Consider the following 26,271-nt stretch of genomic DNA (forward strand, 5'->3'; position numbering starts at 1 on the left):
GGACCGGGCCGGATCAGGGTCCGTGCCGGACCCCGCGAGCCCGCGTTCCCAGGCGGCGACGGTGTCCGCGCAGGAACCGTCAGCGAGTCTCGGCCACCCACCGGTAGTGCAGCTCCGGCCGTCCGATCTGCCCGTACTGGGGGCTGCGAACCGCGCGCCCCGTCGACACCAGATGCTCCAGATAGCGGCGGGCGGTGATCCGCGAGATGCCCAGCTCCACCCCGGCGGCCGCTGCCGTCACCCCGTCCGGGTAGGCCCGCAGCGCACGCGTCACCGCCTCCAGCGTCGGGCCGCTCAGCCCCTTGGGCAGCCGCACCGGCTGCGGCGCCCGCAGCGCGCCGAGCGCCCGGTCCACCTCGTCCTGCCCGCTCGCCTCGCCGGCCGCCGCACGGAACTCGGCGTAGCGGACGAGGCGGTCGCGCAGGGTGGCGAAGGTGAACGGCTTCAGCACGTACTGGACGACACCGAGCGACACCCCCTCCCGGACCACCGCCAGATCTCGCGCCGACGTCACGGCGATGACATCCGCCGCGTGCCCGGCGGCGCGCAGCGAACGCAGCAGCTGCAGACCGTGCCCGTCGGGCAGATACAGGTCCAGGAGCAGCAGGTCGATGGGGGTACGGTCCAGCGCCCGTACCGCCTCCGCACGCGAATGAGCGACCGCGGCCACGGTGAAGCCGGGGACCCGGCCCACGTACAGCTGATGGGCGTCGGCGGCCACGGGATCGTCCTCGACGACCAGCACCTGGATCATGGGGTGGGCTCCTTGGGGGCGTGCGTGGGCTCGGAGGGCGTGGGCGCGGGCGGCAGCGGCAGTCGTACGGTGAACTCCGCACCGCCGTCCGGGCCCCCGCTCAGGGTGACCGTCCCCCCGCCCCGGTGCACGGCCTGCTGCACGAGCGCCAGACCGAGCCCGCGACCGGCGCCGTGTGTCGACCAGCCGCGGTGGAACACCTGGGCGGCGTCACCGGGATCGACCCCGGCGCCGGTGTCGGCGACCCGCAGCAGCAGCTCGCGGTCGTCGGCGAGCGCGGTCACGGTGACCCGGGCACGGGCCGGGCGGCCCGCCGCGGGACCCCGCTGACCGGGAACGCCCCCGGAGGGGGACGGGTCCGTCGCCGCCTCGGACGCCGCATCCACCGCGTTGTCGATCAGATTGCCGAGGATCGTCACCAGATCGCGCGGCGACAACATCTCGGGAAGTGCCCCGTCGTCGATCAGGCTGTCGTCCGCGAGCACCAGCTCCACCCCCCGCTCGTTCGCCTGCGCCGCCTTGCCCAGCAGCAGGGCCGCCAGCACCGGCTCGGCGACGGCGCCGACGACCTGGTCGGTGAGGGCCTGGGCCAGCTCCAGCTCCGCCGTGGCGAAGCCGACTGCCTCCTCCGCCCGGCCCAGCTCGATCAGCGAGACGACCGTGTGCAACCGGTTCGCCGCCTCGTGCGCCTGCGAGCGCAGTGCCTGGGTGAAGCCCCGCTCCGAGTCCAACTCGCCGGACAGCGCCTGAAGTTCCGTGTGGTCGCGCAAGGTCACGACCGTGCCGCGCTGCTCGCCGCCCACCACCGGACGGGTGTTGACCACGATCACCCGGTCCGCCGTCAGATGCAGCTCGTCGACCCGCTCCTCGGAGGCGAGCAGCGCCCCGGTCAGCGGCGGCGGGAGCTCCAGATCGGCGACCCGGCGCCCGACCGCACCCGGCGGCAGCCCGAGCAGCTCCCGGCCCGCGTCGTTGATCAGCGCGATCCTGCGCCGCCCGTCGAGCATCAGCAGCCCCTCACGCACCGCGTGCAGCGTGGCCTGGTGGTAGTCGTGCATCCGGCTCAGCTCGGCGGCGTTCATGCCGTGCGTGTGGCGCCGCAGCCGGGCGTTGATCACATACGTACCGACGCCGCCGAGCGCGAGCGCCCCGCCCGCCGCCAGCCCCAGCGCACCGAGCTGATCCCGCACCTGCGAGGAGACCCGCTCGACCGTGATGCCCGCGCTGACCAGACCGGTGATCCTGCCGCCGTCCCGGATCGGGGCGACGACCCGGATCGACGGACCGAGCGTGCCGGTGTATGTCTCCGTGAACGTCTCGCCGCGCAGCGCCTGCGCGGTGTGCCCGAGGAACTTCTCGCCGATCCGGTCGGTGTCGGGGTGCGTCCAGCGGACCCGGTCCGGGCTCATGATCGTGACGAAGGCGATCCCGGTGTCCCTGCGGACCTGCTCCGCGTACGGCTGCAGCACGGCGGACGGGTCCGGGGTGCGGATCGCCTCCCGCACCGACGGAGAATCGGCCACCGCCAACGCCGCCGCCCGGACCTGCCGGGCCGCGGTCTCCTCCGCCCGTGCGCTGCCGGAGACGTACGCGAAGAAGGCGCATCCGGCCACCACGACCGCCACCAGCACCACCTGCATGGCGAAGAGCTGACCGGCCAGGCTGCGCGGACGGGTACGGGGGAGACGCATGGCCACAAGTGTGCCTGGCCGAAAACATATGAACGAAATGTACGCAAGGGTGACCGCCCTCACAGGGAGCGGGATATTCGCCGAGACCCCCAGGGACGGGGGACCGACCGGGACGAGCCGAGGAGAACCCCGTGGGAGTGCCAGCCGCCAGGCGGGACCGTACGCATTATCTGTATCTCGCCGTGATCGGCGCTGTGGCGCTCGGTATCCTGGTGGGCTTCGTGGCCCCCGGGGTCGCCGTGGAGCTCAAGCCGATCGGTACCGGCTTCGTGAACCTCATCAAGATGATGATCTCGCCGATCATCTTCTGCACGATCGTGCTGGGCGTCGGCTCGGTCCGCAAGGCCGCCAAGATCGGCAAGGTGGGCGGTCTCGCGCTCGGCTACTTCATGATCATGTCGGTGGTCGCGCTGGCGATCGGCCTGGTCGTCGGCAACGTGCTGCACCCCGGCGACGGCATGCACCTCACGCAGTCGGTGAAGGATGTCGGCCACACGGCGGCGAACGGCGCCGCGGAAGGGCCGGTCGACTTCCTGCTCGGCATCATCCCGACCACCTTCGTGTCGGCCTTCACCGGTGGCTCGGTGCTCCAGACCCTGCTGGTCGCGCTGCTCGTCGGCTTCGCGCTGCAGGCCATGGGCACGGCCGGCGAGCCGGTGCTGCGCGGGATCGAGCACATCCAGAAGCTGGTCTTCCGCGTCCTGTCCATGATCATGTGGGCGGCCCCGGTGGGCGCGTTCGGCGCGATGGCCGCCGTCGTCGGCGAGACCGGCGTGGACGCGCTCAAGGCGCTCGCCACGATCATGCTGGGCTTCTACATCACCTGCATCCTGTTCGTGGTCCTGGTGCTCGGCACCCTGCTGCGCCTGGTGACCGGGGTGAACGTCTTCCAGCTCTTCAAGTACCTGGGCCGCGAGTTCCTGCTGATCCTCTCCACGTCCTCCTCCGAGTCGGCGCTGCCGCGCCTCATCGCGAAGATGGAACACCTGGGTGTCAGCCGCCCGGTCGTCGGCATCACCGTGCCCACCGGGTACTCGTTCAACCTCGACGGCACGATGATCTACCTGACCATGGCGTCGCTGTTCATCGCCGACTCGATGGGCCAGCCGCTGGCGCTGGGCCAGCAGATCTCGCTCCTCCTCTTCATGATGATCGCCTCCAAGGGCGCGGCCGGTGTCTCCGGTTCCGGCATCGCCGTGCTGGCGAGCGGGCTCCAGTCGCACAAGCCCGCCCTGGTCGACGGCGTCGGCCTGATCATCGGCATCGACCGCTTCATGAGCGAGGCCCGCGCCCTCACCAACTTCGCGGGCAACGCCGTCGCCACGCTGCTCATCGGCACCTGGACCAAGGAGATCGACCGGGAACGGGTCGACCAGGTGCTGGCCGGCTCGATCCCGTTCGACGAGACGACGCTCACCCAGGACGCGGAGCACGGCGACGGCGCGGACAACGTTCCCGAGCCGCGGGACGGCGACCAGGAGCCCGCCGTGGCGAAGGCATAGGCACCGAAAGCCCAGCACAGCGGCAGGGCCGTCGCGGGAACTCCCGCGACGGCCCTTCGTGCTTGCCTTGACGTCCGCGTAAAGGTCTACGGTCGAAGGCATGCGCATCGGGGAGCTGGCCGAACGGGCCGGAACGACCACACGGACTCTGCGGTACTACGAGTCACGCGGACTGCTGCCCGCGCGACGGGCCGGCAACGGCTACCGCGCGTACGACGAGGACGATCTGCGTCTCGTCCAGCAGATCCGGACCCTCCAGGACTTCGGGTTCGAACTGGAGGAGACCCGGCCGTTCGTCGAGTGCCTGCGCGCCGGCCACCCGGCCGGTGACGCCTGCCCCGCCTCGCTCGCCGTCTACCGGCGCAAGCTCGGCGAGCTCGACTCGCTCATCGAGCAGCTCCAGGCGGTACGCGCCCAAGTGGGCGCACAACTCGCCAGGGCCGAACTGGAGGCCGCGGCAGAGTTTCCCGGCGGTCCGGAACCACGTTGTGAACTGGGAGGATGACAGATGATTCATGCAGCAGAGGGCGTGGCCGAGGTCACCGACACCACCTTCGACGGGGAGGTGCTGGCGGCCGACCTGCCCGTACTGGTCGAGTTCACCGCCGACTGGTGCGGCCCGTGCCGCCAGCTCGCCCCCGTGCTCAGCGCCGTCGCCGCCGAGGAGGCCGAGCGCATCAAGATCGTCCAGCTCGACGTCGACACCAGCCCGGGGATCGCGAGCCGGTACGCGGTGCTGTCGACGCCGACCCTCATGGTGTTCCGCTCCGGCGAACCGGTGAAGTCGATGGTGGGCGCCCGCCCCAAGCGCAGGCTGCTCCAGGAGCTGGAGGACGTGTTCGAGACGGTGTGAGGCGGGGGCGACGCACGTCCGAACCGGGACAAGTAGTGTGCAACTGTAGCGGCCGCCTTCGGGTGGCCGCTACGCCTCGGCGATCCGGATGCCCCGGGCCTCGCCCTCAACTTCCCGGGCGAGTGCGCGTCGCATGCGACGGAGACGCGCGCCATTCGCATCATGCGTGGGTCGCGCGTGATCGACGTCGGTGACCTCGACATCGATGACATCCGGCAGTTCCTCCGCGACCGCCCTGACGGATGTCGGCTGTCCACGCTCAAGGACGTTCGCGTCCAGCTGTTCGCCGACGAGGAGTGCACGGAATCCCTCAGCCCGCCGATTCCAGGACACCGCTGGATCACCGCCGAAGTGCGGAGCGGGGCGGCGCACCACTTCTACTGGCAGGGAAGTTGGTACGAGATCGGCGCTGAATTCGTCCAGGCGCTGCGTGACGACGTCACCGAACTGCTGAACCGTCCGTCCGGGGTTGTGCTTCCGAGGTGGCCGGTGGGCAAGAAGACCGACGAAGACTGGTTCAACAAGGCAGCAGCCAAGCAGCCCGGCTACGACCTTTTCGACAAGAAGAACGTCCATACGGAGACCTTCCGCGGCGGCGGTCTCGAAATCTGTGATGTCCTCGGACCCGAGGGCCAGCTCATCATGGTCAAGAAGGCCGACAAGGGTAGCTCCGGTCTCAGCCACCTGTTCGCCCAGGCGCGGACGGCCACCGAAGCGCTGCGCTACGACGCCGAGGTGCGGGAGAAGTTCCTCGCCCGGGTCGCCGAGCTGCGCCCGAACGATCCGCCTGAGGACATCCTGGCCACGCCGACCATCGTCCTCGCCATCCGCCTGAAGCGCGGCGTCCCGCTCACGGCGGACTCGTTGTTCGCCTTCTCCCAGGTCTCCCTCCTGCAGACCGCATTGGCGCTGCAGGGCATGGGGGCCAAGGTCGAGGTCGTTCCCATCTACGCCTGATGTGCCCGGCTCTGTCCCCGGTCAGTCAGTTGTGAGTGGCTGACTGAGGACACCCCACCCTCTGAAGCCGTGCACTGTGCTGACTCGCTGGAATCCCCCTCCCGATGCCTCGGGCGGAGCTCATTTCGTATGCCCAACAGGGGGCGTCCGCGCGGCGGCCCCTTCAGGCTGGCCATGGCCGTTTGCCAGCGCGCGGGAGTGCCAGGGGGCCTTGAGCATGCCCCGGAGTTCGGCGACGAGGCCGCGGACGTCGCGTTCGGCGCCGGCTCCGGTGGCCTGCTCGCTTGTGGGGTGCGGGGCGGGGGTGCGGCAGGGCCGGCAGAGGCCGTCGGGGAGTGCTTCGGATGGGCCGGGTGTGCCGCATTCGGTGCATTCCATCATCAGGCGGCGGAGGGGAGTACCTGGCGTGGTCGGTGTCCGGGTGGTGGGCAGGTGGGGTGGGATCTTGTCGTGGAGGCGGCGGCGTACGAAGCCGATGGGGGAGTCGACCTGGGCGGGGAGGCCGGAGGTGAGGGCGTGGGTGAGGTAGTCGGCGGACACGCCCCGGCCGAACCACTGGGCGGCCAGTGGCTCCAGGGTGGTGCAGTCGGTGGCGGAGAGGGCCAGGCGCGGTTCGAAGCGGCCCAGTTGGGCCAGGGCGAGGTACGCGGGCGAGGGGTGCGTCGGGGCCGGTTCGGGGGTCCGCTGCTGCGGGATGGCGGGTACGGGAGCGGGCGGGGCGGGCTGCGCTGCGGGCTCGGCCGGTGTCATGGGGGCCGGTGATTCTGCGTCGGCTTGGGGCGCGGGCGCCTCCGTGGGTACCCGGCGCGGCGGCTGGAGAGCGGTTGTTGCGGCAGCTTGCTGGGTGGCCCGGTCGTTCTCGGCGTCCAGGAAGGCGCCCCACCATTCGTTGTCGCGGGCGGTGCGGGACCAGAAGGTGCGGGTGACCCAGCGGACCTGGCCGCGCTCTTCGACCCGGCACTGAGCGTGCCGCAGGTGACCGGCCACTCCCAGTGCCCTGAGGGCGCTCCCGACGGCCATCTGCCCGTACAGGGGGATGCTCCTGGCCAGCGACTTGATGTCCATGGCCGCACCGTCGGGCAGATGGTCGACGTACCCGGCGATGTAGCGCTCACGCTCGGGCAGCAGCATGAAGTCATCGGGACGCGGCGGGCGTTGGGCCGGTGCGGATCGCTTGCCGTAGCCGCGGTTGGCTTTCGCGTACGGGCGTGAGGATGCGGGCGTGCGCAGGGCGGGGCTAAGGTTCTCGGTAGCCACAGGATCGCTCTCGTTCGATCTCGGGGTGAGACCCCGGCCCGGTGCTCTAACACCGTGTCGGGGTCGTTTCGTTGGGGGCACCGTAAGCAGCAGAGACGGCGCGCTGCAAGCTGGTCAAGATTAGTCGTACTTGCTGGCCATGACGGGTCTGGGAGGGTGGGGAGGTTTCCCCAACCCACTTCATTCAACTACCGGTTGACCAAGAGCGCTCGGATCCCGGGGCCCGGATCCCGGGGCCCGGATCCCGAAGCTCAAGCGTCGGGACCGGCCCCCTCCTCGTAACCACGAAAGAGTGAATCAGCCGGTCCCGGAGCTCGAACCTCGACCCTCGAAGCCCGGAACTCAGATATTGACGGACAGAGTTCTCTCCTCGATCCCAACGGGCGTACGCTGACAGGGAGGTGGTCCCATGCCGCTGTCCGAGAACATTCGCAACTTCCGGCGCCGCGCCGGCCTGAGCCAGGAACAGCTCGCCGAGCAGGCGGGCCTTTCTCTGGGGGTCGTTCGAAAGGCCGAGCAAGGCGGAAGCGTGCGGGTCGAGACACTTCACATACTTGCCAGGGCACTTGGTACCACCACGTCCAGCCTCTTCGAGACCGCAGCTCCCGAGCCTGTCCGTGGGGACGAAGGCGACAGCGTCCGCCTCATGGAACTACGCCGTGCGCTCATGCCGCCGATCGGTCTCTCCGAGGTCCTCGTAGAGCCTGAGGGGGCAGTCAGCCTTGCTTCCATCCAGCGGGACATCGACGACTCCCACGCCTTTTATCAGGCCGACCGTTACGACTCCGTCGCGAAGCGCCTGCCTGGCATCCTTCGCGCCGCCGAGGCCGCCGTCGTGCTCAGCGACACGGAGGAGCCGCGGCAGAGAGCCGCCATCGTCAGGGCCAGTGCCTTCCTCCTGACGGGCAAGTACCTCACCCAGGTCCGGCGCTACGACATGGCCTACCACGCCCTCTCGCAGGGCATCAGTGATGCGAGGGCGACCGGTCGGACCCTCCTTGCGGCCACCGGGGTCGTCGGTATGGGCTGGCTGCTTCTGCGGCAGGACAGATTCGACGAGGCTGAACGCCTGGCCACCGTCACGGCCGCTGAGGTGGAGCCGCGTATGTCCAACGCCTCGCCGGGCCAGCTCGCAGTCTGGGGCGAGCTGTGCCAGCGCGTAGCCGCAGCGGCCATGCGGAATAACCGCCCCGAGGTTGCCAAGGACGCCCGGCGCATGACGGCGACCGCAGCCTCGGCCCTGGATGCCGAGCACATCGACTTCCGGGAGCACTGGTCCACCTTTGGCCCAGTCACGGCCGAGATGAAGGCGATCGAGGACCTCTCCCTCGTCGGGGACGCCCGCGGAGTGCTCAGCCGGGCCGACGAGGGAACTCTGAGTCGCAAGGCGCTGAAGAAGTTCGGCCGGCCGAGCGCGAACAACTGGGACCGGCACCGTCTCGACGTCGCCAGGGCCCACGCGATGCTCGGCTCCCACCAGGACGCCATGGACGAGCTGAACACCATCAGGAGAGCTTCTCCCGAGTGGCTCAGGCATCAGCAAATGGCCCGCTACATCATGAGTGACATTCTGGCAGGCCGGAAGCGTACCCTCACCGCGGACATGCGTGACATGGCAGTTCACCTGGGCATCGCAGGGTAGTAACTACGGAGCGTGGTGCCTCCTCCTCGATGGCCGGGAGAGTGCTACGCACCGTGCCTGGTTCGACATACTGTGCCCGCATAGCGTCTTCGGCATGGCGAACAACCAACAGACCGGACCCCGTTTCGGGACGGTAGTCAGGGACACGAAGGCCGACCGCTTCGGCGTCGTGATGGGCACCATCGGCGGGCTCATCCAGCTCCGCCCGATCAGCGGCGGACTGTCGTGGGAGGCCGAGCCGGACGGCATCGAGGTGCTCTCCGTGCGCCAGGAGCTGACCGTTCGCCTCGCTGCCCTCAACGCCGAATCCAGGCGCGGAGTATGAGCGGGCCCCGGGCCATCGTGAGGCACGTCCAGTGGACGCTCGCGCCGAACCAGGAGCCGGATGCCGAACCTCAGACGTACGCAATGCTGTGCGTCGTCTGCGGAGAGATCTCGGCTACAGCGGAGGACTGGGACGTCCCGCAGGGGTGGGCTCTTTCGCACTCGGGGTGCAACCCCTCCCACCACACGTACCGAGAGCTGATCACCAGGCCCTGGCGAACGTGGATAAACTCCTGACGAGGATCACTGTCCTGCTTGCTGCGCCGCCGGACGTCGCTGAACCGGCGATGGAACAGCGGCGCATTACACGGTGTTGCTGGTCCAGTACGGCGCGATAGCCTGTCGTTGTCCAGCACATCAAGACTTGTGACGCGCGAGGGGGATCGTGGAGCGGCGCGATGTACAAGGGCATTATGAAGAGCTGGCCGCCGAGTACGACGAGCACTGGGTGTACGGGCCGGACTACATCCCTTGGATGTCGGCCCGCATCGCCGAAACACTGAGGCTCAATGCCAACGACCGTATCGCCGACATCGGTTGCGGTACAGGGCTGTTCGCGCGCGAAGTGGCGAAGTCCGTCCGGCCGAGCCGCCCCGTTCTCTGCGCCGATCCCTCAGAGGCGATGCTTCGTCAGATCGGGATGCCGCCTCCACCCGGTCTGGCACCGGTTCTCGCCTCGGCCGAAGACATTGCCGAGGGGAATGTCGACCTGCCCTCTGGCCGGCTCGATGCGATGTGGCTGAAGGAATCGGTGCACCACCTCTCGGATCCGGCGCGGACGTTGCGCGGCCTGACGGGGCGGCTGGCGCCTGGTGGGCGCCTTCTCGTGGTCATGCTCCCGGCCACGATCCAGTACCCGTTGTTCGACGCTGCTCTCAGGCGCTTCGAGGAGCTGCAACCCGACCCATTGGGCATCGTGGAGCACCTGACAGCGGCTGGGATGGAGGCAGGTCTCACCCACGTCGAGCACGAGTTGCGCATCGACCGGGACAGGTACTTCGGCATGGTGCGCGCTCGCTACATGTCCTTACTCTCCACCTTCGGCGACCATGAGATCGAGAAGGGGATCGAGGAGATGCGTGCCGCCCACCCCGAGCCCGTCCTTGTGTTTCCCGACCGGTTCGCCTTTGTCCTCGGGGAACTGCCGGATCAACGAGGTGAGGGCGAGTGAGTACCGTGGTCGATGAGCGGCTGCGTCGGCTCCGGGGTGAACTGGACGATCACGCACGGATCGCGGACCGCCTCGGGCTCGATCTCGAGCGCCCTCTGCGTTCCCTCGACGACGGCTATCCCGAGAACGCTGTCGCACTTGTCGGCAAACTGACCGAGAAGCTGCTCAAGGAGTTATGGCGCCACCACAACATCGAAGGTGATCCATCGACCAAGGCGCTGAACGACCTCGTCAAGCGCTGCCGTCCACACATCCGAAGCAGCACCGTGATGGACGCTCTGGACGACATCCGCCGTCTTCGTAATCGTTCCACGCACGACGGCTACGACATCAGCGACGAGGACGGGCTGCTGGCCGTGCGCCGCCTCGTCGATGTGCTGGTCTGGTTCACGAACACGGGGAGCCCCGCGCTCCTCGGCGGAGAGCCGGACCTGGCTCCCGAGGTGGCCCGCCGCTGTGAGTTCCTCGCAGGTCTGTACGTCACCCTCGGCTATCGGCAGGCCAAACGCTTCGTTCTCAGCTCCGACACTGTCTACCAGCTGTTCTGCCGTGAATCGGGCATGCGGCTCGAGTACGTGGAGCTCATGCTCTCCCGGGACGCCGACGATCTGAGCACGGTCCTCGCCTCCAGCGACGGCGAGTTGTTGCGCACCCGATTGCCCAAGCTCACCAGGTTCGTCGTCTTGGAGGACGACAACGACAGTGCGGCATCCGGGGCGCTCCACCAGATGCTTGGACTGGACTTTCGGATCGTCCGCTACGACGGCTTCGTCGACACTCTCGTCAACCTCGAAACACATCTCGGCGCCGTCTCCTCCATGGCCGCACCCGCAGAGCCCCGCCTGGCGATCAACGCCGCCGTGCTGTCCAACGACCCGCACACCGGGGAGCCCCGGAAAACGGATTCCGCGGACGCTGCGGAGCTACTCACCCGTCTTGGCCGGGGCAGCGCGAACGTACTGGTCACCGGTCGCCCCGGGAGTGGTAAGAGCACGCTTCTACGCTCTCTGGCCGTCAACCCGGACACCCGCCGTTTCCGCTTCTACTTCGACCTCGGACTCAAGCCCAAGGACGAACCCTTCTCGGAGTACGCCGCGCGACTCCTGGCACCGTCCATGGCTTCGGACCGCTCCCGCGCCTACGACCTCTTTCTCTATTTGATCCGCTCAGGCACTGCACTCTGCGTGCTCGACGCCGTCGACGAGGGCGTCGATGAGGCGAGCCCCGCCGGATTCCTGCGCCTGTTCGTGGATCTGGCAGCCGTGCTCTCGGCGGAGTCCGCCGTGGTCATGAGCTCGCGCGTGTCCTTCCTTGCCGACTCGCCGCAGGTCCGCCAGCTGCTGGACAGCGGCGCAGGCCGTTCCGAACAGCTCGTCGAGCAGATGTATGCCAATGGAGTCGACCCGGCCAGGGTCCCGCACTTCCACCTCGTACGCCTCGCCGAACCTGACGCAACACCGTTGGAAGAAGAGGCTCACCGCGTCGCTCGGGCTGTCTCCGGGGTGCTCCCTCGCCGACATCCTCGGAACGCACATCACCCGGACCCTGGCCGATCGCGGACAGGCCGGCATCGAGCAACGTCTGCCCAACTGCTTCGGGCACGCCTTCCTCACCGACCAGACGGTGTTCTCCCTCCTCGACCTGCACCGGTCGCTGGGGACAGGCGCGTTCACCGACGGGCGCCTTGAGCTCGACGCCTGTGTGCTCTCACCCTTGCTACGCCCGGCAGGGCCCGATCAGGTTGCCTTCGTGCACACTGCGTTCCAGGAACTGCTTGCGGCGCGATATCTGGCCGAGGCCGGAAACCAGGACGTGGCAGTGGACGTGCCGGGCGGCGCCTTTCTCACCGAGCAGGTTCGCGCCTTCCTCGCCGGCCTTCCCAGCACTCCCGCGACCGACGACTGCGTACTGCCCGCAGGAACGTATCTGGTCGGCCCGGCTGAACGACTACTGCTCCGCCGAGTCCCGCGATCCGTACGATTCGACCGACACGCTGTGACGGTGCAGCGCTACCGGCGCTTCCTCCAAGCGCTCAACCGCGATGGCACCTCGCGCTGGGACCATCCCGACCAGCCGGCCAACGTTACGCACCATCCGTGGACCGACAGGTTGCGCGAATCCGACTACTACGCCGACACGCGCTACGACTCGTACCCGGCCGTCTGCGTCAACTGGTGGAGCGCGTACGCCTTCGCCGGGTTCGAGGGCAAGAGGCTGCCTACCTCCCTGGAGTGGGAAGCCGCTGCGCGTGGTACGAACGGCCGCCTGTTTCCCTGGGGCGACGAGCCCCGGGACGGACTCATCAACTGTGCGGACTCATGGGTCGGGCGCCCTGTCGTCACCTACCAGGCGTGGTACGAGGACTTCGCAGGCGACGCAGTCCGGCGGGCCTGGGTGACGCCATCGGACGAACGGCCCGGAAACCGCTCTCCGTTTGGCATCGGTGACATGGTGGGCAACTGCTGGGAATGGACGTCGACCAGCCTCGGTGATCCGGGTGAGGCCGTCATTTGCGGCGGCAGCTATGACAACCCGATGCGTGCTGTACAGGCAAGCAGTAAGGGTCTCTACCGGAAACGCGGGGGAAGCAACGCGGTTGGCTTCCGCTGCGTGGAGGAAATCACCGACACCGAGGAGACAGTGGTATGAGTGGCGAGCCGCGTCACGGCACGATTGTCGACAGGCGTTCGAGTGGCGGGGGAGTGAACGGCACGCTTGGTTCGTACATCGTTCGAGACGACGAGGATCAGCGGTATTACGGATTCGACTACCGGCAGATCGTGACTGAAGGCTTCCGTACCATCCGCACCGGTGAGCGTGTCCGCTTCCATGTCTCGGCGAGCCCCGACCGGGCCGAGTTCGTCATCCGCCTCGACCAGCCTGATCCGTCCGAGTACTACGGATGACCGCCGTGCCACCCTCACTCGAAACCATCATCGGTGTGCGTCAGGAGCTGACAGTCGTCGTCCCGGTGCGTCTGCTGCGGACTCCCGACTGGGCCGAGGGGCCGTTTCCCTTCGAGCTGGGCAGCCGTCGAACGGATACCGCGACCCGGGCAACCTATTTCGCTCCGGCCTCCGCGAGAGTTCTTTACGGTGCGCCCGGCCGACCCCGACGCTGGTACCGGTCGGCGTCGGTCGTTCATAACGGCCTGCATCTCATCGGTATGGAGCTTCTCCGTACGGCCACCGCCCGCAATCCCGAACACGCTCTCGCAGTCCTCCACTTCACGGTGTACAGACCGTTGTTGCCTGTGGTGCGCGCGATAGCGGGACGAGTGATCACCGACGGCGACGCCGTGACGCTCACAGGCCCGCTGGATTCCGGCGAACTTCTCGCAGGTATCGCGGAAGTCACCAGCGGCACAGGCACATTCGCCATAGCTCGTCCCTACACCATTGCCTTTCTGACCCCCGAGGCCGAGCACACTCCAGCGCTGCGCGCAGGCCACGAAGGACCACTGCCGGCCACTGCCGACCGCTGGCTTTGGCAGCTGGCGTCACGCTCGAACCCGGCCGACTTTCCGCTTGCCCCGGAGACCGCCGCGGCAGAGCTCGGCGGCGCCGTGCGTATCTCGGCGGATTGGAGCGCCCTGGTACTCCGGCAGGGCACCGCATTCCTCGGCCACCGTGCCGATGCGGGGGACGGTGACTTCTACGCGTTCGGCGCCCTGCACTCGCGCACCGTCTACCTTGACGCCCTGCTGCTCGGGTCACTCCAGCGCGACCACATCGACGAGCTGACCGACGAACTTTCAGACGTTTTCGATACCACGCAACTGGCGCGAAGAGTCGCAATGCTGGAGCGGAACATCGCGGTCTTCCGCAGCACCTACTGGCGTCAGCACTTGACCGCCCACGGTCCGGCCAACGAACTACTGCTCGCCTTCCAGCAGCAGCACCGACTACCAGACCGCTTCGGCGAAATCTTGGCCGAGGCAGCCGACTACAGCCGGCTGGTGCAGACTCAGGAGAGCCAGCAGATCAGCGGCGCCCTGGGGATCCTCACGATTCTGGGCCTGCCGCTCGGCACCGCGCTCGGCGTACTCCAGGTCATCGGCGACGAGTCACTCTCGCACCTGCTCGTGGCTCTCGGGCTCTCCGTCGCCGCAACGGCAGCTGCGCTCGCGACGCCTTACGGGCGACTGGTTCTGTCCTCGCTACGCAGGGGCAGCGAACTGTAGATGGGCGCTCCTCAGCCCTGTGCGCAACGATGCAGCTTCCCCGGCGCTCAGTAGTTGCCGCCACCGCAGCTGCTGGCACCGCTGCAGCTGTGGTGGTGACCTCCTCCGTCGTACGAGGAGCCGTACGAGTCGTGGGAGCTGTGGTCGCTGCTGTCCGGGCTCCGGTCGTCGTCCGCATCCAGTGCCTTTCCGTACTTGATCAGCATCCGGCCCACCGACGGCAGACGGCCCCCGCCCCTGCCCCACCGCCGAGAGCGCCGGGGCTCACCCGGCAACGCGCTGCGCCCGTCGAACACCACGGCCCCGAGCGCGGCCGATGCCCACAGCTCGCCGGTGCGTATCGCTGCGAGGCGGCGACGGCCCGCCGGGGTCAGCGGACCCCGCGCCGGGCACAGCAACCGCAGGGCCAGACAGCAGGCTCCCACCGCGATGAACGGTGCCGTCTGCCGAAGCCCCTGCGGGACGGCGACGGCGGCCAGGACCGCCGTGCCGCACACCACGGCGACCAGGACCCGCGCGGCGAACAGCCGGGCCCGGGCGCGGGGCGGGGCCATGAGGAGACCGTACGAGACGAGCCGGTCGCCGATCTCGCGTACGGCCCCGGCCCGCACCGCCCGTACCCGCAGCAGTGTCGGCGTCGTGGAGCCCGCAGTCCGCCACTTTTCGACCACGGCCCGCTCCACCGGATGCTCGGGCTCCGTCCAGGGCTCGGGCAACCGCAGCCGCCCACCCGACCCGATCACCACGTTGTTGTCACTGCCCCACAGAGTATGGAGCGCCGCCTCCACCACCCGCTCGGGCCCGCCCGCCAGGAAGGCCGCATCGTACGGACCCAGCTCGGAAGCGTACTTCCGGCGCCGCCACGGCAGCAGTCGCCGACCGGAGAGGGTCAGGCAGGCGGTGGCAGCGACCAGTGCGGTCGCGGCGTCGATGAGCGTGAGTGTGGTCCACATGGCGGTCCCCGATCCGGACGTGCTCCGGATGAATGTGCGTATGCGAGAGGTATCTCCGTGTGAAGCGCGGCCAATCCGAACAAGCCTGATTTCAGAGCTTTTTCTGAGCTGCTTGCTCACGCCGTGCTCGCGGTGCGGGCCGTCGATCACATCCTCGCGCGCCCGACCGATCAGAGGTCACCCGACAGGCTCTAAGGCGACTCCGGTGACGCCGACTTGTGGCGGGGCATCCTCGTACGGCTGCGCGCCGTGCTCGATGCGACGGGCGCGCCGACCCTCTGCCAAGCGTCTCCTGGACGCAAACAAAAGCCCCGGTCCGAATTGACGGCCGGGGTATTTCTTCGCCTATATTGAATAGTTCCGTGTGCGCATGCGGCGCAATATGCGGACCACTTCAATAAACATACTCTATCGCGCCAGGAGCTGAATTGTCAACCGAAGAAATGCGGCAGGAACAGCAATTCGTTTCCCTCGCCCACGAGCGGCTCGACCAGCTCCGGGTAGCGGCCGAAGCCGGCATGCGCGCCACGATCGCGCAGCTCAGCACCGGTCGACAGGCGCGGGTGGAGCGCGATATCGGCGTCGCCGAGCACTCCGCCTCGCTCGCCGCGCTGAATGCCGCCGACACGGGACTCTGTTTCGGACGGATCGACAGGCGCGACGGAGTCACCTACCACATCGGGCGCATCGGAATCCGGCGGGACGACACCGAGCGGACCCCGTTGCTGATCGACTGGCGGGCTCCTGTCGCGCGGCCGTTCTATCTCGCGACCGGGTATGAACCGATGGGGCTGCGCCGCAGGAGGCACATCACCACGCAGGGGCGCGCGGTCACCGGTTTGCACGACGAGATCATGGATCTCGCCGACACCACCCGCACGGGATACGAGTCGCACGACGCCGACGAGGTGCTGCTCGCCGCGCTGAACAGCGCCCGCACGGGCCGGATGGGCGACATCGTCTCGACCATCCAGGCCGAGCAGGACCACATCATCCGCGCCCCGCAGCGCGGGGTGCTCGTCGTCGAGGGAGGACCGGGCACCGGGAAGACCGCGGTCGCGCTGCACCGGGCCGCGTATCTGCTGTACGCGCACCGGGAACAGCTCGCCAAGCGGGCCGTGCTGATCGTCGGGCCCAACCCGGCCTTCCTCGGCTACATCGGCGACGTGCTGCCCTCGCTCGGTGAGACCGGCGTGCTGCTGTCGACGGTCGGCGAACTGTTCCCCGGCGTGCACGCCACCGGCACCGACAGTCCCGCGGCCGCCGCCGTCAAGGGCCGGGCGGACATGGCCGGCGTACTGGCCGAAGCCGTACGGGACCGGCAGCAGGTGCCCGAGAGGGGCGAGCCGATCGTCATCGCGCACGACGACGGGGAACTGATCCTCGACTGGGACATGGCAGTCGAAGCGCGGCACAAGGCCCGCGAGACCGGGCTGCCGCACAATCTCGCCCTGCCCACCTTCGCCTTCCGGATCATCGACGATCTCACCACGCAGCTCGCCGACCGCATCGGCGCCGACCCCTACGGCGGCCCGAACTTCCTCGGCCCCGACGACATCGCCCAGCTCGGCAAGGGCATTGCCGCCAGCGCGGAGGTGCACGCCGCCATCACCTCCCTGTGGCCCTCGCTCACCCCGCAGGAGTTCCTCGCCGGCTATCTGGCGGAGCCGACGCATCTGGCCGAGGACGACGCCGAGCTGCTCCGGCGCGCGAAGAAGGCCGCCTGGACACCTGCCGACGTTCCCCTCCTCGACGAGGCCGCCGAGCTCCTCGGTGCGGACGACTCCGCCGCCCGGGCCGCCGCCGAGTCCGAGCGGGCCCGCCAGATCGCCTACGCGCAGGGCGTCCTCGACGTCTCGTACGCCTCCCGTACCTACGAGTTCGAGGACAAGGAGGACCTCGACGAGGACGCCTCCGAGGTCCTCGCGGCGCACGACATCATCGACGCCGAACGGTTCGCCGAGCGTCAGGAGGAGGCCGACCACCGCAGCGCCGCCGAGCGCGCCGCCGCCGACCGGACCTGGGCGTTCGGGCACATCATCGTCGACGAGGCGCAGGAGCTGTCGGCCATGGCCTGGCGGCTGCTGATGCGTCGCAGCCCGACCCGCTCGATGACCCTGGTCGGCGACCCGGCCCAGACCGGCGACCTGGCAGGCTGCGATTCCTGGCAGGAGATCCTCGCGCCGCACGTCCAGGACCGCTGGCAGCTGGCCCGGCTCGGGGTCAACTACCGTACGCCCGCCGAGATCATGGAGTACGCGGCCGAGCGGCGCCGGGCCGCCGATCCCGCCTTCGAACCCCCGCGCTCCATCCGCTCCACCGGTGCACGGCCCTGGGAGCGCACCCTGCCGCTCGCCGACGTGGCCGGGCTCGCCGAGGCCGAGACCCCGGCGGAGGGCAGGCTCGCCGTCATCGCCCCGCGCGAGCTCCACGCGGAACTCACAGGACTCGACGACGGGCCGCTGGATCTGCACCGGCCCGTCGTCCTGCTCGACCCGCGCCAGGCCAAGGGCCTGGAGTTCGACACGGTTCTCGTCGTCGCGCCCGCGCTGATGACCCCCAACGATCTCTATGTGGCGCTGACCCGGGCCACCCAGCGGCTCGGGGTCATCACACCGGCTTCAGCCACACCGTCGCCAGCGGAGGCAGAGTGAGCTGGACGCTCGTGCGGTGACCGTGGGCGGTGACGGACTCCGGCTTCAGCGGATCCGGGTTGAGGACGTCACCGCCGCCGTACCGTGCCGCGTCCGTGTTGAGCACCTCAGCCCAGGCGGACACGGACGGCGGCACGCCCAGCCGGTACTCGTGGCGGACCACCGGCGAGAAGTTCGACACCGCGAGCAGCGGCGCGCCGTCCGCGTCGAAACGCAGGAAGGCGAAGACATTGTCCTCGGCGGCTCCGCCGTCGACCCAGGCGAAGCCCTCGGGGACGGTGTCCCGCTGCCACAGCGCCGGTGTCGCCCCGTACACCGCGTTCAGCTCACGCACCAGGTCCCGTACACCCCGGTGGTCCGCCTCCGCCGCGTACGACGGGTCGAGCAGCCACCAGTCGGGACCGTGTCCCTCGGACCATTCCGCGCCCTGGGCGAACTCCTGTCCCATGAAGAGGAGTTGCTTGCCCGGGTGGGCCCACATGAAGCCGAGGTACGCACGGTGATTGGCGCGCCGCTGCCACCAGTCGCCGGGCATCTTGCTGACCAGAGACTGCTTGCCGTGCACGACCTCGTCGTGCGAGATCGGCAGCACGTAGTTCTCGCTGTACGCGTACACCATCGAGAACGTCATCTCGTTGTGGTGGTACTTGCGGTGCACCGGCTCCTTCGCCACGTACTCCAGGGAGTCGTGCATCCAGCCCATGTTCCACTTCAGCCCGAAACCGAGCCCGCCGAAACCGCCGGGGCCGACATGATGCGTGGCGCGCGTGACGCCGTCCCAGGCCGTGGACTCCTCGGCGATGGTGACGACGCCCGGATTGCGCCGGTAGACCGTGGCGTTCATCTCCTGGAGGAAGGAGACGGCGTCCAGATTCTCCCGGCCACCGTGCTCGTTCGGAGCCCAGTCCCCGTTCTCGCGCGAGTAGTCCAGGTAGAGCATCGAGGCGACGGCATCGACCCGCAGCCCGTCGATGTGGAACTCCTCGCACCAGTACGTGGCGTTGGCGACCAGGAAGTTGCGCACCTCCGTGCGGCCGTAGTCGAATTCGAGCGTGCCCCAGTCGGGGTGCGCGGCCCGGGACGGGTCCGAGTGCTCGTACAGCGGACGGCCGTCGAACTCGGCAAGCGCCCAGTCGTCCCGCGGGAAGTGCGCGGGCACCCAGTCGATGATGACGCCGATGCCGGCCCGGTGCAGTGCGTCGACGAGATACCGGAAGTCGTCCGGCGATCCCATCCGCGAGGTGGGGGCGTAGAAACCGGTGACCTGATAGCCCCAGGAGCCGCCGAACGGATGCTCGGAGACCGGCATCAGCTCCACATGTGTGAACCCCAGATCCCTTACGTATGAAGGGAGTTGATCGGCAAGTCGGCGGTATGTGAGACCGGGGCGCCAGGAGGGAAGATGCACCTCGTACACCGAGAACGGCGCCTCGTGCACGGGCACGCTTCCGCGGTGCGCCATCCACTCCTGATCCCGCCACTCATGGTGCGAGGCCGTCACCATCGAAGCGGTGGCGGGCGGGACCTCGGCACGGCGAGCCATCGGGTCGGCGCGCACCGTGTGGGAACCGTCCGGCCGGCAGATGTCGAACTTGTAGAGCGCGCCCTCCCCGATCGCGGGAAGGAACAACTCCCAGACCCCGGTCGAGCCGAGCGAGCGCATCGGGAAGCCCGTGCCGTCCCAGTAGTTGAAGTCCCCGACGACCCGGACCCCGCGGGCATTGGGTGCCCAGACGGTGAACCGTGTTCCCGTGACCCCCTGGTGCTCCATGGGCCGTGCGCCGAGGGCCGTCCACAGCTCCTCGTGCCGCCCCTCACCGATCAGATGCAGATCGAGTTCGCCGAGCGCGGGCAGGAACCGGTACGGATCCTGGACCTCGATCTCGTTGTCCTCGTAGCCGACCAGGAGCTGGTACTCGGGGACGGCGGGCATCGGCAGCAGCCCGGAGAACAGCCCGTCGCCGTCGTCGTGAAGCTCCGCCCGCAGCCCCTTGGCGAGCACGGTCACGGAACGCGCGTACGGACGCAGCACCCGGAGCGCCACACCGCCGCGGACCATGTGCGCGCCGAGCAGATCGTGCGGTGCGTGGTGCTCACCGGCGAGCAGTCGCCCGCGGTCGCCTTCGTCGAGGGACCGCACCGGCCGGACCCCGCGGCCACCGCCGCCGGCGCGCCGGGGACGGGACGGTGCGGCAGCGGTCCGCTTCTCCGCCCCCTTCTTCCGCCTGGCGGGGGAAGCCGTTGAGGCCGAGGGGCCCGAAGGCGCTGACGGTGCCGCGGGGGCCGGAGTCGCTTCTGGCGTTGCTGGGGTCGCGGCGGCCGCGCCGGCGACCGGAGTCGCGGCGGGCTCCGGGGGTGCGGGCTCGACGGGCATCGGCGGGGGCGACGCGGCCACGGTGGGATCGGGCGCGTTGCGGGACGGCTTGCGGGCGGTCACAGGGACTGCCTCCTCGGGGGTGTGGGTGAATCGGGGCGGGCGGGGCGTGACGGGCGGGGGAACGCCGCCGTGGCCGAAACCGGGCGGTGTGCGGCACATCAGTCGACGGCGGCGGCCAGACGTTGGATGGCGGCCATCGGCACCGGGAGCCAGTCGGGCCGGTGCCGGGCCTCGTACACCACCTCGTACACCGCCTTGTCCGTCTCATGGGCCCGCAACAACTCCGGTTCGCTGCGCGGATCGACGCCCGCGGCCTGCGCGTACCCGTCGCAGTAGGCAGTCCGGCAGCGTGCCGCCCACTCGGCGTTCCAGGGCCGGTGGGAGCGGGCCGCGTAGTCGAAGGAGCGGAGCATGCCTGCGATGTCGCGCACCGGGGGCTGCGGACGGCGGCGTTCCAGGAGGGGCCGCGCCGGTTCGCCCTCGAAGTCGATCAGTGACCAGAAACCGTCGGCCGCGCGCAGGGTCTGGCCGAGATGCAGATCGCCGTGCACCCGCTGCGCGGCCCAGCTCCGGCCCCTGTGGCCCAGTGCGGCAACGGCGTCGAACGCGGTGCGCAGCCCGGGAACATACGGCACCAGCGCCGGTACCGCGTGGGCAGCCGCCTCCAGCCGTTCCATCATCCCGGCGGCGAGATGCTCGGTCTGCGAGCGGCGCAGCACGGGCGTCGGCAGCGCGGTGGCGAGTGCCGTGTGCACCTCGGCGGTGGCGCGTCCGAGTGCGCGGGCCTCCCGGGTGAAGTCATGGCCCGTGGCCAGTGCCCGTAGCGCAAGCTGCCAGCCGTCCTCCGCGCCCCGCAGGAAGGGCTGGAGAACGCCGAGGGTGAGCGGCTCCGATGCTGTCGCCTCGAACCAGGCGACGGGTTCCGGCACCCGGCCGCAGCCCTCCCGGGAGAGGGCGAGCGGCAGTTCCAGATCGGGATTGGTCCCGGGGAAGACCCTGCGGAAGATCTTCAGGATGTAGGCGTTGCCGTAGACGAGCGAGGAGTTGGACTGCTCCGTGTCGAGCACCCGAGGGGTGAGCCCGGCGGGGATGGAAGCGGCGCCCCGGTCGAAACGGAGGGGGCCGAGGGTGCCGGGGGTGCGCAACCGTTCCAGCAGAAGTTCGGCGAGCCGCGGATCGTGCAGACCCTCGTAGACCGCCAGACCGGCCAGTGGACCTCCCTTCACATGACCGATGAGGGCGGGGGCGAGCCATGGTGGCAGCGTGGCCCGGACTCCGAGCAGCATCTGATAGCAGTCGTCGGGCGAGGCCGGCATGGACGGCTGATGCACCCGGACCAGCAGATGGAGCAGCCCGGGCCCGTTGCCGGCGCTGCTCCCCGCGGGTTCGGCATCCACGGGCAGTATTTCGGTCGCGGAGACGAGGGAGAAGGCCGTGACTGGTTGTCCCTTGCCTGCGAACCACCGCTGCCGAGGCAGCCACTCATGCAGCAGGGGGGCGAGTGACGGGAGTAGTGCTGTGCTGTTGGCGAGGGCGACCCGAGTGGATGCAGCCTTCGACATGGCATCGCGTCCTTTCCCCGGGCACACCACAGGATGCGAAGAGTGTCCCGGATTGCGGCAATAGCTGTCCGGCTGTGCGGGACGTGTCGGTCAGGATGGTCCGTACGGACTCGACGTGAAGGGCTCCAAGGGCCTCGGAAGCCCCCTGGGGCCCCCGGCGGACTCGGGCGACTCCGTCGAACTCCGATGCGCTGTGGCGAATTCGGAGAGAAAGACCCTGAAGGGCTCGATATGGGGGAGATTGCCCCGTGCGGGGCGGCGGAAACCGCCCCGCTGGGTATGCGCGGAAGTGGCGCCGCATCAGATCTGCGGCACGTCCTTCCGCAACCTGAACCAGTAGAACCCGTGCCCGGCGAGAGTCAGCAGGTAGGGCCACTGACCGATGGCGGGGAAGCGCACCCCGCCGATCAGCTCCACCGGATGACGCCCGTTGAACGTCCGCAGATCGAGCTCCGTCGGCTGCGCGAACCGCGAGAAGTTGTGCACGCACAGCACGAGATCGTCCTTGTACTCACGGGTGAAGGCGAGCACCGCGGGGTTCGAGGACGGCAGTTCGTTGTACGACCCGAGACCGAAGGCCCGATTCTGCTTACGGATCTCGATCATCCGCCGTGTCCAGTGCAGCAGCGACGACGGCGAGGCCATCGCCGCCTCGACGTTGGTCACCTGGTAGCCGTAGACCGGGTCCATGATCGTCGGGAGGTAGAGCCGCCCCGGATCGCTGGAGGAGAATCCCGCGTTCCGGTCGGGCGTCCACTGCATCGGGGTGCGTACGGCATCCCGGTCGCCCAGCCAGATGTTGTCGCCCATCCCGATCTCGTCCCCGTAGTACAGAATCGGGGAACCCGGCAGCGACAGGAGCAGGGCTGTGAACAGCTCGATCTGGTTGCGGTCGTTGTCCAGGAGGGATGCGAGCCGCCGCCGGATGCCGATATTGGCCCGCATCCGTGGATCCTTGGCGTACTCCGCGTACATGTAGTCGCGCTCTTCGTCCGTGACCATCTCGAGCGTGAGCTCGTCGTGGTTGCGCAGGAAGATGCCCCACTGGCAACCGGAGGGGATCGCCGGGGTCTTCGCCAGGATTTCCGAGACCGGATAGCGGCTCTCGCGGCGCACGGCCATGAAGATGCGCGGCATCACCGGGAAATGGAACGCCATATGGCACTCGTCGCCGCCGGCCGGGAAGTCACCGAAGTAGTCGACGACGTCTTCCGGCCACTGATTGGCCTCGGCGAGCAGCACGGTGTCCGGGTAGTGCGCGTCGATCTCCTTGCGCACCCGCTTGAGGAACTCGTGGGTCTCCGGCAGGTTCTCGCAGTTGGTGCCCTCCCGCTGGTACAGATACGGCACGGCGTCGACGCGGAAGCCGTCGATACCGAGATCCAGCCAGAACCGGAGCGCGGAGATGATCTCCTCCTGCACCGCGGGGTTCTCGTAGTTGAGATCCGGCTGGTGGGAGAAGAACCGGTGCCAGTAGTACTGCTTGCGCACCGGGTCGAAGGTCCAGTTGGACGTCTCCGTGTCGACGAAGATGATCCGCGCGTCCGGGAACTGCTTGTCGTCGTCGGCCCAGACGTAGTAGTCGCCGTACGGCCCGTCGGGATCGCTGCGCGACTGCTGGAACCAGTCGTGCTGATCGCTCGTGTGGTTCATGACGAAGTCGATGATCACGCGCATCCCGCGATGGTGCGCGGCATCGACGAACTCCACGAAGTCGGCGAGGTCGCCGAACTCCGGAAGCACGGCGGTGTAGTCGGAGACGTCGTATCCGCCGTCGCGCAGGGGCGACTTGAAGAACGGCGGCAGCCAGAGGCAGTCGACGCCGAGCCACTGCAGATAGTCCAACTTGGCGGTGAGGCCTTTGAGATCGCCGATGCCGTCGCCGTTGGAGTCCTGGAAGGAGCGGACGAGGACCTCGTAGAAGACGGCGCGTTTGAACCAGTCGGGATCGCGGTCCTTGGCCGGGGTGTCCTCGAACTTGTCGTGGACAGGCTCATTGACAATCATGGTGTGGGTGACCCTCCGGTCGGCGGGGACGGTCGCAGGACGACGATGTGCGCGGGCGTGACGCCCGGCTCTAGGCGCACATAGAAGGTCCTGCCCCAGTGATAGGTGTGGCCGGTGAGCTCGTCGCGCACCGGCACGGTCTCGTGCCAGTCGAGGCCGAGTTGCGGCATGTCCAACGAGACCGTGGCCTCCTGGGTGTGGTGAGGGTCGAGGTTGACGACCACCAGAACGATGTTCGAACCCGAGCGCTTGCTGTAGACGATCAGCGCGTCGTTGTCGGCGGCGTGGAAGTGCACGTCGCGCAGCTGCTGCAGTGCGGGATGACGCCGCCTGATCCGGTTGAGCGAGGTGATGAGCGGAGCCAGGGAACGGCCCTCGCGCTCCGCCGACTCCCAGTCCCTGGGCCGGATTTCGTACTTCTCCGAGTTCAGGTACTCCTCGCTGCCGGCCCGCACCGGGGTGTTCTCGCACAGCTCGTACCCCGCGTACACGCCCCACGACGGCGAGAGTGTCGCGGCGAGCACGGCCCGCGCCTCGAAGGCCGGGCGTCCGCCGTCCTGGAGATAGCCCGGCAGGATGTCCGGGGTGTTCACGAAGAAGTTGGGCCGCATGGAGGAGGCCGCTTCACCGGCCAGCTCGGTGACGTACTCCGTGAGTTCCTGCCTGGTGTTGCGCCAGGTGAAGTACGTGTACGACTGCTGGAAACCGACCGTGGCGAGCGCATGCATCATCGCGGGGCGGGTGAACGCCTCGGCCAGGAAGATCACATCGGGGTCGGTGCGGTTGATGTCGGCGATCACCTTCTCCCAGAAGATCACCGGCTTGGTGTGCGGATTGTCGACGCGGAAGATCCGTACCCCGTGGTCCATCCAGAACCGCAGGATGCGGACGGTCTCCGCGACCAGCCCCGGCAGATCCTTGTCGAAGGCGATCGGATAGATGTCCTGGTACTTCTTGGGCGGGTTCTCCGCGTACGCGATGGTGCCGTCCGGGCGGTGGTGGAACCACTCGGGATGTTTCTCCACCCACGGATGGTCGGGAGAGCACTGGAGCGCGAAGTCCAGCGCGATCTCCATGCGGAGGGTGCGGGCGGTTCCGACGAAGTGGTCGAAGTCGTCGAGCGTGCCGAGTCCGGGGTGGACGGCATCGTGACCGCCCTCGGCCGAACCGATCGCCCACGGCACCCCCACGTCGTGGGCGCCGGGGGACAACGAGTTGTTCGGGCCCTTGCGATGGGTGGTCCCGATGGGGTGGATGGGCGGCAGATAGACGACGTCGAAGCCCATGGCGGCGACCGCGGGAAGCCGCTCGGCAGCAGTACGGAACGTGCCGCTGACAACCCTTCCCCGGTGCTTCTGCAGAGGGTCCGCAGCCTTCCCCGTCCCGCCCTTGCTCGCTTTCGCCGGCTCGGCCGGCTCGAACCTGGCGCCCTCCGACCGCGGGAACAGTTCGTACCAGGAACCGAACAGGGCCCGTCGGCGCTCGACGACGAGGGGGAGCGGTCGGGCCGCGGTCACCAGTTCGCGCAGAGGATGGCGGGCGAGCGCGGCGGTGGCCTCGGGGGCGAGCGCGGCGGCGAGCCGCGCGGCGGCCGGCCGTGACTCGTCGCGCAACGCATCGGCCGCGGCCAGCACCGCCTCACGCCCGTCCTGTTTCGGCACACCCCCGGCGGCCCGCTCGTACAGCTCGGAGCCCTCCGCCAGCACGAGCGCGGTGTCGATCCCCGCAGGGATCTTGATCTGTGCGTGCTGGTGCCAGGTGGTCACCGGATCGCTCCAGGCCTCGACCGTGTACGTCCAGTGCCCCTCGGAGTCCGGCGTGACATCGGCGCCCCAGCGGTCGGTGCCGGGAGCGAGCTCCCGCATCGGCGTCCACGGACCCGGGCGGCCGCTCGGATCCCGCAGCACGGCATTGGCGGCGACCGCCCCATGCCCCTCACGGAAGACGGTGGCCGTGACCTGGAAGGTCTCACCGGCAACGGCCTTGGCGGGCCTTCTGCCGCAATCGACGAGAGGACGGACGTCGAGGACGGGAATGCGACCGATCATGGAATCACCTGGGGACTGGAGCTCGGGCTGCACGGGACGCGGTGCGGGCGTGGAGAGAGGAGTGCGTACGCCGCGACTGTGGGGGTCCGTCCTTTCTAGCTGCTCCGCTGACGGCTGATGGGGTGTGAGCATGGCCGCTCCTGTCCGCATTCACTCGAATGGCACTCGAATGGCTGGGGCGCGGGTGTGGTGCGCGGGTGAGTACCGGATGCGCACCGGACGCGTACGGACTGCATGCGAACCGCTGCCGGATCGCAGATGAACCGCGTTCGGGCCGTATCCGGGCTGTGTACCGCAGAAGCCTTCCCACGGTTGCCGGGGGGCCAATCCGGTGGT

19 protein-coding genes and 1 pseudogene are annotated in these 26,271 nt (G+C 68.8%); 12 read left to right on the forward strand and 8 right to left on the reverse strand.

What is annotated here, in order from left to right; all coding sequences use genetic code 11:
- Window positions 1-79: 79 nt before the first annotated feature.
- Both ACGFSA_RS15785 and ACGFSA_RS15790 read right to left on the reverse strand, forming a co-directional pair.
- The gene (locus ACGFSA_RS15785) at window positions 80-754 is read right to left on the reverse strand and encodes a response regulator (RefSeq protein ID WP_393304450.1); all 675 of its coding nucleotides are present in this window, start codon (window positions 752-754) and stop codon (window positions 80-82) included.
- Window positions 751-2,445 carry an ATP-binding protein gene (locus ACGFSA_RS15790; RefSeq protein ID WP_393304452.1) on the reverse strand — a complete coding sequence of 565 codons (1,695 nt, stop codon included), beginning with the start codon at window positions 2,443-2,445 and terminating at the stop codon, window positions 751-753. Before ACGFSA_RS15790 ends, ACGFSA_RS15785 begins: the two co-directional genes overlap by 4 nt.
- Before the next feature lie 131 nt (window positions 2,446-2,576).
- Between ACGFSA_RS15790 and ACGFSA_RS15795 the strand changes: the two genes are divergently transcribed.
- The 4 genes and pseudogenes from ACGFSA_RS15795 to ACGFSA_RS15810 form a co-directional block, all read left to right on the forward strand.
- Window positions 2,577-3,947, forward strand: coding sequence for a cation:dicarboxylate symporter family transporter (locus ACGFSA_RS15795; protein WP_393304455.1), 1,371 nt, complete (start codon window positions 2,577-2,579; stop codon window positions 3,945-3,947).
- A gap of 100 nt (window positions 3,948-4,047) precedes the next feature.
- Window positions 4,048-4,452, forward strand: a complete 405-nt coding sequence (locus ACGFSA_RS15800) for a MerR family transcriptional regulator (RefSeq protein ID WP_393304457.1) — start codon at window positions 4,048-4,050, stop codon at window positions 4,450-4,452.
- Between the two features lie 3 nt (window positions 4,453-4,455).
- Window positions 4,456-4,800, forward strand: a complete 345-nt coding sequence (gene trxA / locus ACGFSA_RS15805; RefSeq protein ID WP_393304459.1) for a thioredoxin — start codon at window positions 4,456-4,458, stop codon at window positions 4,798-4,800.
- 90 nt (window positions 4,801-4,890) lie between these two features.
- Window positions 4,891-5,757, forward strand: a pseudogene (locus ACGFSA_RS15810) (DUF6119 family protein); the annotation flags it as partial.
- A gap of 120 nt (window positions 5,758-5,877) precedes the next feature.
- Here the strand turns inward: ACGFSA_RS15810 and ACGFSA_RS15815 are convergent.
- Window positions 5,878-7,014 (reverse strand): MarR family transcriptional regulator, encoded by a 1,137-nt coding sequence (locus ACGFSA_RS15815; RefSeq protein ID WP_393304461.1) that lies wholly within the window; start codon window positions 7,012-7,014, stop codon window positions 5,878-5,880.
- 409 nt (window positions 7,015-7,423) lie between these two features.
- Here ACGFSA_RS15815 and ACGFSA_RS15820 point away from each other — a divergent pair, with 409 nt between their 5' ends.
- From ACGFSA_RS15820 to ACGFSA_RS15850, 7 genes are all read left to right on the forward strand, one after another.
- Window positions 7,424-8,656 (forward strand): helix-turn-helix domain-containing protein, encoded by a 1,233-nt coding sequence (locus tag ACGFSA_RS15820; protein WP_393304463.1) that lies wholly within the window; start codon window positions 7,424-7,426, stop codon window positions 8,654-8,656.
- Window positions 8,657-8,750: 94 nt separating this feature from the next.
- Window positions 8,751-8,981 (forward strand): hypothetical protein, encoded by a 231-nt coding sequence (locus ACGFSA_RS15825; protein ID WP_393304465.1) that lies wholly within the window; start codon window positions 8,751-8,753, stop codon window positions 8,979-8,981.
- 384 nt (window positions 8,982-9,365) lie between these two features.
- On the forward strand, window positions 9,366-10,151 hold the full coding sequence (locus ACGFSA_RS15830; RefSeq protein WP_393304467.1) for a class I SAM-dependent methyltransferase: 786 nt from the start codon (window positions 9,366-9,368) through the stop codon (window positions 10,149-10,151).
- Entirely contained in the window at window positions 10,148-11,839 is a 1,692-nt protein-coding gene (locus ACGFSA_RS15835) for a hypothetical protein (RefSeq protein ID WP_393304469.1), read from the forward strand. Before ACGFSA_RS15830 ends, ACGFSA_RS15835 begins: the two co-directional genes overlap by 4 nt.
- Before the next feature lie 61 nt (window positions 11,840-11,900).
- Window positions 11,901-12,800, forward strand: coding sequence for a formylglycine-generating enzyme family protein (locus ACGFSA_RS15840; protein WP_393304471.1), 900 nt, complete (start codon window positions 11,901-11,903; stop codon window positions 12,798-12,800).
- Window positions 12,797-13,057 (forward strand): hypothetical protein, encoded by a 261-nt coding sequence (locus ACGFSA_RS15845; protein WP_114246738.1) that lies wholly within the window; start codon window positions 12,797-12,799, stop codon window positions 13,055-13,057. The genes ACGFSA_RS15840 and ACGFSA_RS15845 overlap by 4 nt, the downstream gene beginning before the upstream one ends.
- Window positions 13,054-14,334 carry a hypothetical protein gene (locus ACGFSA_RS15850; RefSeq protein ID WP_393304473.1) on the forward strand — a complete coding sequence of 427 codons (1,281 nt, stop codon included), beginning with the start codon at window positions 13,054-13,056 and terminating at the stop codon, window positions 14,332-14,334. Before ACGFSA_RS15845 ends, ACGFSA_RS15850 begins: the two co-directional genes overlap by 4 nt.
- Window positions 14,335-14,381: 47 nt before the next feature.
- On the opposite strand, the gene ACGFSA_RS15855 is transcribed toward ACGFSA_RS15850, so the two are convergent.
- A complete protein-coding gene (locus tag ACGFSA_RS15855) occupies window positions 14,382-15,287 on the reverse strand; it encodes a TIGR04222 domain-containing membrane protein (RefSeq protein ID WP_393304475.1) in 906 nt (301 codons plus the stop codon).
- A gap of 443 nt (window positions 15,288-15,730) precedes the next feature.
- Between ACGFSA_RS15855 and ACGFSA_RS15860 the strand changes: the two genes are divergently transcribed.
- Window positions 15,731-17,941, forward strand: coding sequence for a HelD family protein (locus ACGFSA_RS15860; RefSeq protein WP_393304527.1), 2,211 nt, complete (start codon window positions 15,731-15,733; stop codon window positions 17,939-17,941).
- On the opposite strand, the gene glgB is transcribed toward ACGFSA_RS15860, so the two are convergent.
- From glgB to ACGFSA_RS15880, 4 genes are all read right to left on the reverse strand, one after another.
- Window positions 17,898-20,378, reverse strand: coding sequence for a 1,4-alpha-glucan branching enzyme (gene glgB, locus ACGFSA_RS15865; protein ID WP_393304477.1), 2,481 nt, complete (start codon window positions 20,376-20,378; stop codon window positions 17,898-17,900). The genes ACGFSA_RS15860 and glgB overlap by 44 nt on opposite strands.
- Before the next feature lie 98 nt (window positions 20,379-20,476).
- A complete protein-coding gene (locus ACGFSA_RS15870) occupies window positions 20,477-21,880 on the reverse strand; it encodes a maltokinase (RefSeq protein ID WP_393304479.1) in 1,404 nt (467 codons plus the stop codon).
- Window positions 21,881-22,180: 300 nt separating this feature from the next.
- Entirely contained in the window at window positions 22,181-23,887 is a 1,707-nt protein-coding gene (gene treS / locus ACGFSA_RS15875; protein ID WP_393304481.1) for a maltose alpha-D-glucosyltransferase, read from the reverse strand.
- On the reverse strand, window positions 23,884-25,935 hold the full coding sequence (locus ACGFSA_RS15880) for an alpha-1,4-glucan--maltose-1-phosphate maltosyltransferase (protein ID WP_393304483.1): 2,052 nt from the start codon (window positions 25,933-25,935) through the stop codon (window positions 23,884-23,886). The genes treS and ACGFSA_RS15880 overlap by 4 nt, the downstream gene beginning before the upstream one ends.
- Window positions 25,936-26,271: the final 336 nt, after the last annotated feature.

This window comes from Streptomyces sp. NPDC048496, from assembly GCF_043200055.1.
Classification (GTDB): Bacteria; Actinomycetota; Actinomycetes; order Streptomycetales; family Streptomycetaceae; genus Streptomyces.

Coding starts and splice junctions, on each gene's coding strand:
- ACGFSA_RS15825 (WP_393304465.1), top strand. CDS start 8,751: ATGGCGAACAACCAACAGACCGGACCCCGTTTCGGGACGGTAGTCAGG.
- ACGFSA_RS15845 (WP_114246738.1), top strand. CDS start 12,797: ATGAGTGGCGAGCCGCGTCACGGCACGATTGTCGACAGGCGTTCGAGT.
- ACGFSA_RS15785 (WP_393304450.1), bottom strand. CDS start 754: ATGATCCAGGTGCTGGTCGTCGAGGACGATCCCGTGGCCGCCGACGCC.
- ACGFSA_RS15880 (WP_393304483.1), bottom strand. CDS start 25,935: ATGATCGGTCGCATTCCCGTCCTCGACGTCCGTCCTCTCGTCGATTGC.
- trxA (WP_393304459.1), top strand. CDS start 4,456: ATGATTCATGCAGCAGAGGGCGTGGCCGAGGTCACCGACACCACCTTC.
- ACGFSA_RS15820 (WP_393304463.1), top strand. CDS start 7,424: ATGCCGCTGTCCGAGAACATTCGCAACTTCCGGCGCCGCGCCGGCCTG.
- ACGFSA_RS15870 (WP_393304479.1), bottom strand. CDS start 21,880: ATGTCGAAGGCTGCATCCACTCGGGTCGCCCTCGCCAACAGCACAGCA.
- ACGFSA_RS15850 (WP_393304473.1), top strand. CDS start 13,054: ATGACCGCCGTGCCACCCTCACTCGAAACCATCATCGGTGTGCGTCAG.
- ACGFSA_RS15855 (WP_393304475.1), bottom strand. CDS start 15,287: ATGTGGACCACACTCACGCTCATCGACGCCGCGACCGCACTGGTCGCT.
- ACGFSA_RS15790 (WP_393304452.1), bottom strand. CDS start 2,445: ATGCGTCTCCCCCGTACCCGTCCGCGCAGCCTGGCCGGTCAGCTCTTC.
- ACGFSA_RS15800 (WP_393304457.1), top strand. CDS start 4,048: ATGCGCATCGGGGAGCTGGCCGAACGGGCCGGAACGACCACACGGACT.
- treS (WP_393304481.1), bottom strand. CDS start 23,887: ATGATTGTCAATGAGCCTGTCCACGACAAGTTCGAGGACACCCCGGCC.
- ACGFSA_RS15860 (WP_393304527.1), top strand. CDS start 15,731: ATGCGGCAGGAACAGCAATTCGTTTCCCTCGCCCACGAGCGGCTCGAC.